Origin of the sequence: Mycobacterium neglectum (assembly GCF_002591975.1) — a bacterium.
In the GTDB taxonomy this organism is placed as follows: Bacteria; Actinomycetota; Actinomycetes; order Mycobacteriales; family Mycobacteriaceae; genus Mycobacterium; species Mycobacterium neglectum.
Map to the genome: position 1 here is coordinate 1 of NZ_NVQE01000037.1, position 12,473 is coordinate 12,473.

The 12,473-nt window shown below is 64.4% G+C and carries 12 protein-coding genes; 7 read left to right on the forward strand and 5 right to left on the reverse strand.

The window, feature by feature from the left end; all coding sequences use genetic code 11:
* The 4 genes from CSQ99_RS23400 to CSQ99_RS23415 form a co-directional block, all read left to right on the forward strand.
* Positions 1-570, forward strand: a 570-nt coding sequence (locus CSQ99_RS23400) for an HNH endonuclease signature motif containing protein (RefSeq protein WP_141562720.1), incomplete at its 5' end; no start/stop codon positions are given.
* 65 nt (positions 571-635) lie between these two features.
* Entirely contained in the window at positions 636-2,999 is a 2,364-nt protein-coding gene (locus CSQ99_RS23405) for an FdhF/YdeP family oxidoreductase (protein ID WP_099041395.1), read from the forward strand.
* Positions 2,999-3,823, forward strand: a complete 825-nt coding sequence (fdhD, locus tag CSQ99_RS23410; RefSeq protein ID WP_099041396.1) for a formate dehydrogenase accessory sulfurtransferase FdhD — start codon at positions 2,999-3,001, stop codon at positions 3,821-3,823. Before CSQ99_RS23405 ends, fdhD begins: the two co-directional genes overlap by 1 nt.
* 210 nt (positions 3,824-4,033) lie before the next feature.
* Positions 4,034-4,678, forward strand: a complete 645-nt coding sequence (locus CSQ99_RS23415; RefSeq protein WP_099041397.1) for a TetR family transcriptional regulator — start codon at positions 4,034-4,036, stop codon at positions 4,676-4,678.
* Between the two features lie 5 nt (positions 4,679-4,683).
* On the opposite strand, the gene CSQ99_RS23420 is transcribed toward CSQ99_RS23415, so the two are convergent.
* The 4 genes from CSQ99_RS23420 to CSQ99_RS23435 all read right to left on the reverse strand — a co-directional run bounded on the left by CSQ99_RS23420 (position 4,684) and on the right by CSQ99_RS23435 (position 7,942).
* Positions 4,684-5,487 carry a glucose 1-dehydrogenase gene (locus CSQ99_RS23420; RefSeq protein WP_099041398.1) on the reverse strand — a complete coding sequence of 268 codons (804 nt, stop codon included), beginning with the start codon at positions 5,485-5,487 and terminating at the stop codon, positions 4,684-4,686.
* Complete coding sequence (locus tag CSQ99_RS23425) at positions 5,484-6,554, reverse strand: NAD(P)H-dependent amine dehydrogenase family protein (RefSeq protein ID WP_099041435.1); 1,071 nt, start codon at positions 6,552-6,554, stop codon at positions 5,484-5,486. The genes CSQ99_RS23420 and CSQ99_RS23425 overlap by 4 nt, the downstream gene beginning before the upstream one ends.
* Before the next feature lie 89 nt (positions 6,555-6,643).
* Positions 6,644-7,147 (reverse strand): nuclear transport factor 2 family protein, encoded by a 504-nt coding sequence (locus CSQ99_RS23430; protein ID WP_099041399.1) that lies wholly within the window; start codon positions 7,145-7,147, stop codon positions 6,644-6,646.
* A gap of 39 nt (positions 7,148-7,186) precedes the next feature.
* Positions 7,187-7,942 carry an SDR family NAD(P)-dependent oxidoreductase gene (locus tag CSQ99_RS23435; protein WP_099041400.1) on the reverse strand — a complete coding sequence of 252 codons (756 nt, stop codon included), beginning with the start codon at positions 7,940-7,942 and terminating at the stop codon, positions 7,187-7,189.
* Positions 7,943-8,120: 178 nt separating this feature from the next.
* Here CSQ99_RS23435 and CSQ99_RS23440 point away from each other — a divergent pair, with 178 nt between their 5' ends.
* Positions 8,121-9,425 carry a nucleotide disphospho-sugar-binding domain-containing protein gene (locus CSQ99_RS23440; protein WP_099041401.1) on the forward strand — a complete coding sequence of 435 codons (1,305 nt, stop codon included), beginning with the start codon at positions 8,121-8,123 and terminating at the stop codon, positions 9,423-9,425.
* Between the two features lie 262 nt (positions 9,426-9,687).
* On the opposite strand, the gene CSQ99_RS23445 is transcribed toward CSQ99_RS23440, so the two are convergent.
* Entirely contained in the window at positions 9,688-10,431 is a 744-nt protein-coding gene (locus tag CSQ99_RS23445; protein WP_176561178.1) for an IclR family transcriptional regulator, read from the reverse strand.
* 141 nt (positions 10,432-10,572) lie between these two features.
* On the opposite strand from CSQ99_RS23445, the gene CSQ99_RS23450 reads away from it, so the two are divergent.
* Both CSQ99_RS23450 and CSQ99_RS23455 read left to right on the forward strand, forming a co-directional pair.
* Positions 10,573-11,604, forward strand: a complete 1,032-nt coding sequence (locus tag CSQ99_RS23450) for an ABC transporter substrate-binding protein (RefSeq protein WP_099041403.1) — start codon at positions 10,573-10,575, stop codon at positions 11,602-11,604.
* Complete coding sequence (locus CSQ99_RS23455; protein ID WP_099041404.1) at positions 11,601-12,473, forward strand: ABC transporter permease; 873 nt, start codon at positions 11,601-11,603, stop codon at positions 12,471-12,473. Before CSQ99_RS23450 ends, CSQ99_RS23455 begins: the two co-directional genes overlap by 4 nt.

The following is a 12,473-nucleotide window of genomic DNA, read 5'->3' on the forward strand; positions in this document are numbered from 1 at the left end:
CTGGAATCCGGGCAGTTGGGTCAACACAACGGGTTGCCGACCTCGATCATCATCCGCACCACCCTGCAAGACCTCGAATCCCGCGCCGGGGTCGGCACCACCGGCGGCGGCACCAAGCTGCCCATCACCGACGTGATCCGCCTGGCCGGGCACGCCAATCACTGGCTGGCGATTTTCGACAAGGCCACCGGACAAGCCCTGGACCTGTTCCGCACCCGACGCACGGCTTCGCCGGCGCAGCGGGTCATGCTGATCGCCCGCGACGGCGGGTGCACCAAACCCTGCTGCACCGTGCCCGCCTACGGCGCCCAAGTCCACCACGCAGTAAAGGACTGGGCTGACGGCGGCAACACCAACGTCAACGACATGACCCTGGCCTGCGGACCCGACAACCGCCTCGTCAACAACAACAACGGCTGGACCACCACCATCAACGCCCACGGCGAGGCTGAATGGGCCCCACCACCACACCTCGATACCGGCCAAACCCGCATCAACTACTACCACCGCCCCGAACTACTCCTGCGCCCACCAGAGGAACCCGACGAAAACCCAGAACGCGGACCATAACGCTCACGGGCATGGCCGCATACCGCCGACCCATACGGAGAAGGCAACAGCCTAGGCTGGAATTTATGGGGCTAGGAAGACGACGTGACGCCACCCGCGACTTCGACGCGGATTACGACGAGCACGCAGTCGTCACTACCGGTGCCGAGGATGAGGCGGCCGGGGTCAAAGCGGTCATGGTGTCGCTGCAGCGCGGACTGAAATCCATGGGCGCGTGGCGGACCGGTGCGTCCCTCGTCCGGCTCAATCAGCGCCACGGCTTCGACTGCCCTGGATGCGCATGGCCCGAAGAGCACGGTGGCCGCAAATTCGCCGAATTCTGCGAGAACGGCGCCAAAGCCGTGGCCGAGGAGGCGACCAAACGCGTCGTCACCGCCGAGTTCTTCGCGCGGCACTCCATCACCGACCTTGACGCGCGGCCCGAGTACTGGCTGTCCCAACAGGGTCGGCTCACCGAGCCGGTGGTGCTGCGCCCCGATGACGACCATTACCGACCCATCAGCTGGGACGACGCCTACCGGTTGATCGCCGACGAACTCCGCGCGCTGGCCAACCCCGACGAAGGGGTCTTCTACACGTCCGGACGCACCAGCAACGAGGCGGCATTCCTCTACCAATTGATGGTCCGTAGCTTCGGCACCAACAACCTTCCCGACTGTTCCAACATGTGCCACGAATCGTCGGGCCACGCCTTGGTCGAGGCGATCGGCATCGGCAAGGGATCGGTCACCGTCGAGGACGTTGCGAACGCCGACCTCATCATCATCGCCGGGCAGAATCCCGGCACCAATCATCCGCGCATGCTGTCGGTGCTGGAGAAGGCGAAAGCCAACGGCGCCAAGATCATCGCGATCAATCCATTGCCCGAGGCGGGGCTGATCCGGTTCAAGGATCCCCAGAAAGTCCATGGCGTCGTCGGCCATGGCGTGTCGATCGCTGACGAGTTCGTACAGATCCGCCTCGGCGGGGACATGGCGCTGTTCGCCGGGCTGGGCCGACTGCTGCTGGAGGCCCAGGACGAGGCCGGTCCGCGCGTCCAGATCGTCGACCGCGAATTCATCGAGAAGCATTGCGCGAACTTCGCCGAGTACGAGGCTCAGACGCGGGCCGTAGACCTCGACACCGTGCTGGAGGCGACGGGAATCGAGCGCGCGCAACTGGAGAAGGTCGCGCAGATGATGATCGACTCCGATCGCACGATCGCGTGCTGGGCGATGGGGCTCACCCAGCACAAGCACGCCGTGCCGATGATCTCAGAGCTTACGAACGTTCTGCTGATGCGCGGCATGATCGGCAAGCCCGGCGCCGGATTATGCCCGGTGCGTGGACATTCCAACGTGCAGGGTGACCGTACGATGGGCATCTGGGAGAAGATGCCCGAGGAGTTCCTCGCCGCCCTCGACAGCCGCTTCGGCATCGTCAGCCCGCGCAAGGACGGTGTCGATACCGTGGATGCGATCCGCGCGATGCGCGACGGCCGGGCCAAGGTGTTCATGGGCATGGGCGGCAACTTCGCGACGGCGACTCCGGACACCGCGGTCACCGAGGCAGCGTTACGCAGCTGCTCGCTGACAGTGCAGGTGTCGACGAAGCTCAACCGCAGCCACGTCGTGCATGGCCGCACCGCATTGATCCTGCCGTCGCTTGGCCGTACCGACCGCGATATTCAGCGCAACGTCAAACAGCAGGTTTCCGTTGAGGATTCGATGTCGATGGTGCACCTGTCGCGGGGTAGCCTGCACCCGCCAAGTGATGAGGTGCGCAGCGAGGTCGCGATTGTCTGTCAGTTGGCGCGTACCTTGCTCGGGCCGGATCACCCGGTGCCATGGGAGACGTTCAACGACGACTACGACACGATCCGCGACGCGATCGCCGCGGTGGTACCCGACTGCGAAGACTACAACCGCAAAGTGCGCCAGCCCGACGGCTTCCAGTTGCCCCACGGCCCGCGTGATTCCCGCATATTCCCCACCAGCACAGGAAAAGCGAACTTCGCCGCGAACCCACTGCAATGGGTGCCCATCCCCGAGGGCAGGCTCATCCTGCAGACGCTGCGCAGCCACGACCAATACAACACCACGATCTACGGCCTCGACGACCGCTACCGAGGCGTGCAGGGCGGCCGCCGAGTCGTGTTCGTCAACTCCGCCGACATCGACCGGTTCGGGCTGCACGAGGGCGACCGGGTCGATCTCATTTCGGAGTTCTCGGGCGGCGACGGCGAACTGCAGGAGCGGCGCGCCAAGGACTTCATGGTGGTGGCCTACGAGACCCCGGTCGGCAACGCCGCGGCTTACTATCCGGAGACCAACCCGCTGGTTGCCCTCGATCACGTTGCCGATAAGTCGAATACGCCAGTATCGAAGGCTGTGGTGATCCGGCTGGAACGCTCGGCAGGTGTGCGGCCCGAAGATCGGGTGGTCACCTGATGGGTAGGGTCACGGCCAGGCGCCGAGTGCAGCATGTCACCGCGGGTGACGCAGTAGCGCGGCCCGACACTCTGGTAGTCGAGGAGCCACTGGAGATCCGGATCAACGGCAAGCCCGTCACCGTTACGATGCGCACCCCGGGTTCGGATATCGAACTCGCCCAAGGCTTCCTGCTCACCGAGGGCGTTATCGCCCACCGCGACGATGTGCTCACGGTGCGCTATTGCAAGGGCGCGGGCCCCGATCAGGTCAACACGTACAACGTGCTCGACGTGACCCTCGCGCCGCACGTACCACCGCCCGATGTGGATGTCACCCGGAACTTCTACACGACGTCGTCGTGCGGGGTGTGCGGCAAGGCTTCCCTGGACGCTGTGCGCACGATCAGCAAGCACGGTCCAGGCGACGATCCCTCCACCGTCACCGCCGAAACGCTGTCCGACCTGCCCGACCGACTGCGCGACGAACAGAAGGTGTTCGCCAGCACCGGCGGTCTCCACGGTGCTGCGCTGTTCGAAGTCGACGGCACCATGCTGGTCGTGCGCGAGGACATCGGCCGCCATAACGCCGTCGACAAAGTCATCGGCTGGGCGCTGGAGAACGACCGGATAGCGCTGAGCGCAACAGTTCTCCTGGTCAGCGGACGCGCGTCATTTGAGCTCACTCAGAAGGCTGTGATGGCAGGCATTCCGGTGCTCGCCGCGGTATCCGCGCCGTCGTCATTGGCCGTCGACCTCGCCAGCCAGTCGGGCCTGACGCTGGTGGCGTTCCTGCGCGGCGACTCGATGAACATCTACACCAGGCCAGACCGCGTCACCCACTAAGCCGCTAGGCCGCTAGGCCGCATCAAGATGACTTCGTGGGCTGCGAATACCGTTGCCCGAGAAGATAACCTGGTGACGGTCGGGACGCTGCCGAGCGTATGACGATGAGGCCCAGGATAATAGTCACATCGAACTTGACAGTAACTCTCATCTTCTGGAGACTGATTATCTCCTGGCGCGAAAGCTCCATTCTGGTGAGAGGCAAGATGCATGCCGGATCGGACCGAGGACAGCACGTCGATTCCGCTGCGTGAACGGCAACGCAATGCGTTACGCGCCGACATCCAGCACGCTGCGCTGCGACTGTTCGCTGCAAAGGGTTTCGACAACGTCAGCACAGAGGCGATCGCAGAAGAGGTCGGCATTTCGCCGAGTACCTTCTTTCGGCACGTACCGAACAAGGAATATCTGTTGCTCGGCGCGACCCAGCGCGGACGAGCCCGGATCGTCGCCAACTTTCGCGCACGTCCCCCGGACGAGGACGTCACAGACTCCATCGCTGCGGCCATCCTCGCGCGCACTTCGCAATTTCTGGACGACGACGAGACACTCGAGCTGTGGCGTCGGGCGATGGCGTCGGCGCCGACAGAGTTGCGGCGAGCCTCTCTACTGAGTCGCGAGGACTGCGACGAGCTCATCGATGCGGTCGCCCTCCGCCTCGACGGCACCGCTGCTGCGTCTGACATACGGGCAGGTGTGTTGGTCCGGGCTACCGTGGCTGCGGTCGAATACGCCTACGAATGGTGGCTCACCTATGACCAGAGTGAGTCACTACATTCCCTCACCGAACGCGCCCTCCAGCTGGTCACCAGGGGACTCGCCAGTCCAGCGCGCCCTGCACGGCGACGGCGATAATGGATCTATCGACTCGGGCTCAGCCGCGGCACTGGCACGTCGATGGCCGGCTGCTCACAACCGCCGTCGACATGTAGCAACTTACCGGTCACCCAGGCCGACGCCGGGGAGGCCAGATACAGTGCGGCGCAGGCGATATCCCTCGGAGTGCCCGGCCGACCCATCGGAGTGTTGGCCTCGAACTGCGCCCGAAGTTCGTCGTTGGTGAGCACGACTTCAAGACCCTGGGTGGCGATCCCGCCGACGATGATGCCGTTTACTCGAATCAATGGTGCGAGTTCGCCGGCAAGGTTGCGTGTCATCTGATTGAGCGCGGCCTTGCCCGCCCCGTAAGCGACAAACGAGCTCATCACCATGTCCGAACAGCGCGAGGAGATGTTGACGATCGAACCACCGCCCGCGGTGTCCACCATCGCCTGCGCGGCAAGCTGACTCATCAGAAACGGCACGGTGACGTTGAACTTCATCGCCAGGTCGAAGTACCGTTCCGAGGTCGTCATCGCTGACCTGGGGCCAGTGCCGCCGGCGTTGTTGACAAGAACGTCCAGTCGCCCGTATCGCTCGACCGCGGAATCGACCAACCTGCGCCGATCCTCATCCACGAGCACATCGGTGACAACGGCGGAAGCACGCCCTCCGGCCTCCTCGACACCTCCGACAACCTCGTCGAGATCGGCCTTGGTCCGCGCGCCCACCACGACGGTGGCTCCGGCTTCAGCCAGACCAAGGGCAATCCCTCGGCCGATGCCCTTACCGGCCCCGGTGACAACCGCAACGCGTCCCTCGAGTCGGAACTCGTCGAGGATCACCGGTTGCGACCCAGCCCGAACCGAGGTGCTGCGCGGCCGGCCAGCAAGGGCAGATCGAGGTAGGTTTTGATGCCCGGATCGGCGTCGACGACATACGGAATGGCACTGACACAGTGGTTGGCGGTGACCACGATGCCGGGGTTGCGCACCAGTCCCTCCTCGATGGTGTCGGGCTGCAAACCCTTGAACGTCAGCAAAACGTCAGGGTCGCCGGTGATCTCGACCTCGAATCGTTCCCCCTGAGGTCCGAAGCTCCAGGCCGGGTCGAAATGCTCCTCCCCCATGAACCAGTTGACGGTTGCCGTGACGACCGGCGTCCCGTCCACGACGGCACGCCAGTGGAACTTCCTGGCGGCGACCTGACCCGGTTCGATGACACCGACCGGAGTATCGATCGGCATAGTCGCCACCGCAACCTCCTGCACCGTCTCGAGTTCAGGATCGACATCGAATCCCATCTCCGCCACTATCATTCGCACCGACGCCTTGAATCCCGCGCCCAGTAGATCGACGATCGGACCCGCCATCGCTTCTTCGGGCGGCACGCCGAACCCCATGATGTAGCGGACGACGTCGGGGGCGTTGTAGGTGCGGATGTCACTGAACTCCTCCGACCGTACGTGCGTCACCCCCGCGCTCAGTGCCGACACCATCAGCGGGAATCGTTCGGTAATACCTCCTGGGTGAATACCGGTGCCGTGCAGCGTGCTTCCGCCCTCGGCGCAGGCGTCGAGGATGGCTGTGCAGGTGTCGAGATCGGGGTAGACCCAGCCGACGGGGGTGACCACATTCTTGCCTGAGCGAAGGAGCGCGACGACCTCGTCCTCGTTCGGAAGCAGAGGACTGTAAACCACGCAGTCGGCATCCATCGCGAGGATGTCGTCCATGCTGGTCGTCGCCTTGACGCCGATCGGGTCACGGCCGATGAGTGCGCCGACGTCCTTCCCATGCTTGCTCTCCGAGTGCACCCATGCGCCCACCAACTCCAAATCGGGATGCGCCAGCACCCCCTCGATCGCCGCTCGGCCCACTCCACCCGTCGCCCACTGCACCACTCGAATCGCCATGCCGACCATTCAAGTCTCGTGTGAGAGTCACTGTCAAGATAGAAGTTGCTATCAACAAGCCAGCACGTGCTGGCCCCGAACTCAGGAGGTCACGGTGAATCGAGACGCGGCGGGGTGATGTTCCGGTTGGGATGTGGTCCCGGGACGGACATCCCGGCGGCGGGTATCCAGGCGGACTCGCCCAGCAGCTCGCCGACTTCGGTGATGTTCATCAGATCGAGTTCGTAGTCGAACAATCCGTCACCCGCATAGTGGAGCACCGAGAACGCCGGCGCCTGATACGGCGTACCGTCTGCGCGAGCCCCGGCCAGGCGATTCCACCAGAACGTGACGAGGCGGTCGCCATCAACCATGGTCCATTCCTCCGGGAAACTCCATCCCTCGAAGCCGACCATCGAACGGTTCATGAACGCGGCGATTTCGTCGCGACCTTCCACCCGGCCCCAAGCCGGGTCGATGAAAACCGCATCCTCGGTGAACCACTCGCTGATGGTTGACCAAGGCGCGTCGCCGGCGACACATCGCTCACGCTGTGCGACATAGCGTCGGTAGGACTCCAGCGCCGCCTGCTCGCGCTCGTTCAACTCTGCCATCGTTTTTCCTAACTTTGTGTACCAGGACGAAATGTGCGGCTACGCGAAGAACGACCCGCCGCCGTCGACCGAGAGCGTGCAGCCGGTGATGAACGTGGCGTCGGGACCGGCAAGGAAGACTGCGGCACGCCCAACGTCGGCCTCAACGTCGGCCGTACGCGGAATCGACAACTGCCGATAGAGCGCATCGAGCCTCCCGGGCTGCCTGGCAAGATCCGCCTCGGCACTCGGACTGAGCGCGAACGGAACCAGGGCGTTGACCGTGATGCCCTCGCGCCCCCATTCGCGGGCCGCCGCACGAGTCAGGCCACCGACCGCAGCCTTGGCGGCAACATAAGCGCCGTACCCCACCATGGATTGATTCTCAGTGCCCGAGCGCAGGTTGATGACACACCCGCCGCCGCGCAGATGAGGAAAGCACGCCCGCATGAACCAGAACGAAGCGAATGGCCCGCTGGCGAAGGAGATCAGGAATTCCTCGTCGTTGACGTCTTGCAGAGGAATGCCAACTCGGGCGTCAACCGCGTTGTTGACCAGGATGTCCACTGTGCTGAGGGCCTCGACAATTGATGTGACACAGGCGTTTACCTCATCCGAGTTGCTTACGTCGCAGATGCGGTACAGCGCCATACCGCCCAGATCCTCGATGAGAACTACTGTCTCCGCGGCGGTTTCAGCGTTTCGGTCAACGATGGCGATCGCAGCACCTTCTCTCGCCATCGCCAGCGCGATGCCGCGGCCGACTCCCTGCCCAGCGCCCGTAACGAGCGCGACCTTGCCGTCGAGAATGCCCACTGCCCGACCGTACAGATCGTGACAGTGACTATCAAGATACGAGCTAGAGTCATATGACGATGAACTTCCACCCGGTCACCGGCGGCGGTGCGCACCAATAACCCATCTACCTGCGATCTCCATCCGATCTCCACGCAACCTCCAAGCTCGGGGACTCCTGGATCGAGACCATCGATCCATGCCAGAAATCCTCATTCCCTCGCTGTCCCCCACCGGCCACATCGGGCCCCTACTGAATGTCGCGCAAGGCCTCGTCGACCGCGGAGACCGGGTCACCGTCCTGACGGCGGCCGCCCACGCCGGCAAGATCAGAGCGATCGGCGCCATTCCGGCCGCGATTCCCGCCGCAGCCGACTTCGACATGACTCGCCTCGATCTCGACCTGCCCGGGCGGGTCGAGACGTCGGGCATCAGGAGAGTCAACTTCGACATCGTGCAGATCTTTTTACGGCCGATGCCCCTCCAGACGCGTGCGCTCTCGGAGTTGATGGCGCAGACACGGTTCGACGCAATCCTCACCGACGCCGGCTTCTTCGGGATTCTGCCGTTCCTGCTCGGCGATTCCGCGGCTCGCCCGCCGGTGCTGAGCTACAGCACGACACCACTGATGGTCAGCAGCCGCGACACCGCGCCCATGGGCCTGGGAATGGCGCCGTCGTCATCTCCCCTGGGCCGGCTGCGCAACCGCGCGTTGACTCTGCTGGCGCAGAAGGTGATGTTGCGCGAGTGCCAGAACGCGGCCAATCACCTCCTCGATCGCCTCAACAGTCGGAAGCTGCCGACGTTCATCCTCGATTCCGGTGTGCTGGCGGACCGCTACATCGCGCCGACGGTACCCGAATTCGACTATCCCCGAAGCGATCTCCCCTCGAATGTCCGTCACGTCGGCGCTGTGCACCCACGCCCGTCGCGGGGTTTCCGCCGTCCACTGTGGTGGTCTGAACTCGACGGCGACCGCCCGGTCGTGCACGTCACGCAGGGCACCATCGACAACGCCGACCTCGGCCGGTTGCTCGAGCCCACCATCGACGCGCTCGGCGGTGAGGACGTCATCGTGGTGGCCACCACCGGCGGTCGCGATGTCTCCCAGCTGAAAACGCCGTTGCCGTCGAACACCTATGTCGCCGAGTACATCCCGCATGAGATCCTGCTGCCCAAGGTCGATGTCATGGTCACCAACGGCGGGTTCGGCGCCGTGCAGCGAGCTCTGTCGATGGGTGTTCCGCTGGTGGTGGCGGGCAACACCGAGGACAAGCCCGAGGTCGCTGCGCGCGTGGCGTGGACCGGTGCGGGCGTCAACCTCAAGACGGGTACGCCGAGCGCGGGTGCGGTCCGTGGCGCGGTGCGCAAAGTGCTCGGCGATGGTCGCTATCTGCGGTCCGCGCGGGAACTCGAGGTGGCCTTCGCCCGGCGCGACGGGGTGGCCGAGATCGGCGCTCTGGTCGACGAGGTCATCGCTGAGCGTGCGGCGGTGAAGCGATGAGCGCCTGCGCCGACCCGTTCGGCCGCCCACTGGCACCGACGCCTGCGACAGCGCCGAAGGTCCGCACCCTCAGTTGGCGTAGTCGGCTACGCGTGCCCCTGTCGCACATTCGGGCTTCGGTGGAGCCATGGTTGAGCAGCTGCAGTACATCGCGGTAGCGGCATTTCTGGTCTGGGGCTTGATCAGCTCACTGGCCAGTACGCCGCGATCCTGACGGGAGGCTCGAAACTTGGTCAACCAGCGTGCGTCTGCCGACTAGCACTCAGGTGGCTCCGATGACGGCCTTGATCTCGGCGGCACACTGTGTGAGGGCGTCGAGCCAACGCTGTTCGTCGGCCACCGAGCGGCACCGAGTCTCCGGTCCGTAGACACCGAGCGCCGAAACCCCCCACTCGGCGGCGGGGTCTTCGATCGGTACGGCCATCGCCGCCGCGCCAATGGTTCGCTGGCCGTGAGTGAATGACCAACCCTGCACCCGGATGCGCTCACATTCGCTCTCCAACGCATCGGGTGACGTAATAGTGCGGTCAGTCAACCGTGCCGGTGCGTCGGCCAGGATTTGAGCTCGTCGGACCGCGGGCATGTGAGCCAGCACCACCAGCCCACTGGCACCCGCGTGCAGCGGGCCGGTCTCGCCTATGCCCAGGACCAGCCGCAGCGACTGCGTCGACGGGAACTCCTGGACGCACGTGCGGGACGCACCCGAAGCGCGACTCAACGTCGCGGTCTCACCCAAGGCGTCACGCAGCCGCATCATCGGTCCGGTCGCTGCAACGATCACCGCGTCTGACGACAGGTATTGCCCGGCCAGCCCGAGGATTGCGGGCCCGAGTGCATAACCCCCGCCAGGCGTCCTGGTAACCCAGGAACCGCCCTCGAGTGAGCGCAGGAACCGCAGCACCGTCGGCTTCGGGAGCTCGACGTCCGTGGCGATCTCGGTCAGTGTCCGACTCGGGTGCCCGCCGAGCGCCCGAAGGATGGAGAACGATCGCTCCTGACTCTGCATTTTGCTGAGTGTATCTGTGATTTCGATCATTGAAACCATTCGCCGCAAACCCCAGTAGATGATCTTGACGATGGAAGTGACTCGTGCCACAGTTACGTTGATCGTAATTGCAGTTTCAGTGAATGAAATCCCGGAGGCGGAATGTCCCGATCACGAATCGTTGCGCGAACACTGGCGGGACTGTCGGTCGCGGCACTGGCACTTGCCGCATGCGGGTCGGGCGGCGGTGGTGAAAGCTCCGGCGGCGGCGAGACGTTGCAGGCGATCGCCGGCACCAATGTCGATTTCATCTCGCTGGTCCCCATCGCCGCATGGAAGATCCTCGAGGAGGAAGAGGGGATAAAGGTCGAGCAGCGATTCGTCGAAGATGGCGCCACCGCGATCCAGGGCATGCAGCAGGGCGCAGCCGTCATCGGGACCAATATCGGTGTCAACACCGGCGTACCCGCGGTCGACAACGGTGCCACGATCGTCGACGTCGTCGGAACCCAGCGGCCCACGTGGGCACTGGCCGTCGCACCCGACATCAACAACTTCTCCGACCTGGAGGGCAAACGCATCGCCGTGCACGGCGAGACATCGTTCACCCGCGCGGTCGCGCAGTACTACGCGAAGGAAGAGGGTTTCACCTACGAGGAGCTGATCATTCCGGGCAGTGACGTCCGCGCGGAGGCGTTGGCCAAGGGCCAGATCGACGCGTCCGTGATCGACCTGCCCGATGTCGTGCAACTCAGCAAGGAGTACCCCGGTTCGTTCAAGGTGCTGTCCACCTTCGGCGAGCAGTTCCCCGACCTGATCGAGCAGGACCTGTGGCTGAGCAAGCAGTGGGCCACCGACAACCCCGAACTGGCCACCAAAGTGGTCAAGGCGATCGTGCAGGCCAACCGCAAGCTCACCGAGGACCCGGCCTGGGGACTCGAGATCGCCAAGGAGAGCCTGCCGGACATGGACCCGGGCGTGCTGGAAGACCTCGTCAACGAGTATTCCGAACGGCAGATCTGGTCGACCGACGGCGGCATCACGCCGGACAAGGCGCAGACCACACTGCAGTTCTTCCAGGACGTGGGTGAGATCAACATCGGCGCCGCCGACGCGAACGCAGTCGAGAAGTACTTCGACTTCAGCTATCTCGACAGTGCGCTAGCCGAGCTGGACGGCAACGGCAGCAAGTGACGGCTCGCGCCGACAGTGGTGCCCGGCTCGCCCCAGCGAAAGCGCTGAGCGGACCGGGCACCCACCCAGCCCCCAAAGTCTCCACAGCACAACAGTTTCGGCACCGCTACGGCATCCGTGGCCTCAGCCTGCTCGTCGGCACGGCCTCGCTGCTCGCCGGCGCGCTGGTGTGGCAGGTCTTCGGCCTTCTCCAGGAGAACGACCTCTTCATCCCGACGTTCACCCAGACGGTCGCCGCCCTACTCGAGCAGACGGCCACCGCGGAGTTCTGGCGCGCCTACGCATCCACATTGGTGCCGTTTGTATTCGGCTGGCTCACCGCACTGGTGCTCGGCATTGCGTTCGGTGTCGCGATGGGGTTGATGCCGAGGCTCTCGAAGATCTCGATGCCCTATTTCGCGTTCCTCAACGCGCTGCCGGTCTCGGCGCTTGTTCCACTCGTGGTCATTGCGTTCGGCATCAACGTCACCGCAGGCGCGACGCTGGTGTTCCTGTTCGCGATCGTCGACGTGGTGCTCACCTCGGCCGCCGGCGTGCGCTACGTCGACAGGGACCTCGTCGAGATGGCCCGTTCATTCGGAATGAGTCCGGTGCGCCGGTTCCGCCGCGTGATCTGGCCCGGCGCCATGCCCGGTGTCATGGCCGCGGTGCGGGTCGGGACGGGTCGCGCGATCGTCGGCATGGTCGTCATGGAGTTGCTGCTCGTCTCCACCGGAGTGGGCAAGCTGATCACCCGCTACAAGGACACGTTCCTGAGTGCCGAGCTGTACGCCGTCGTGATGTCCCTGGGCATCTTCGGTTTGGTGATGCTCGGACTCACTCGCGCACTGGAGCGCCGTGTGCTGAGTTGGCAACCCGCAAGAAAGTAG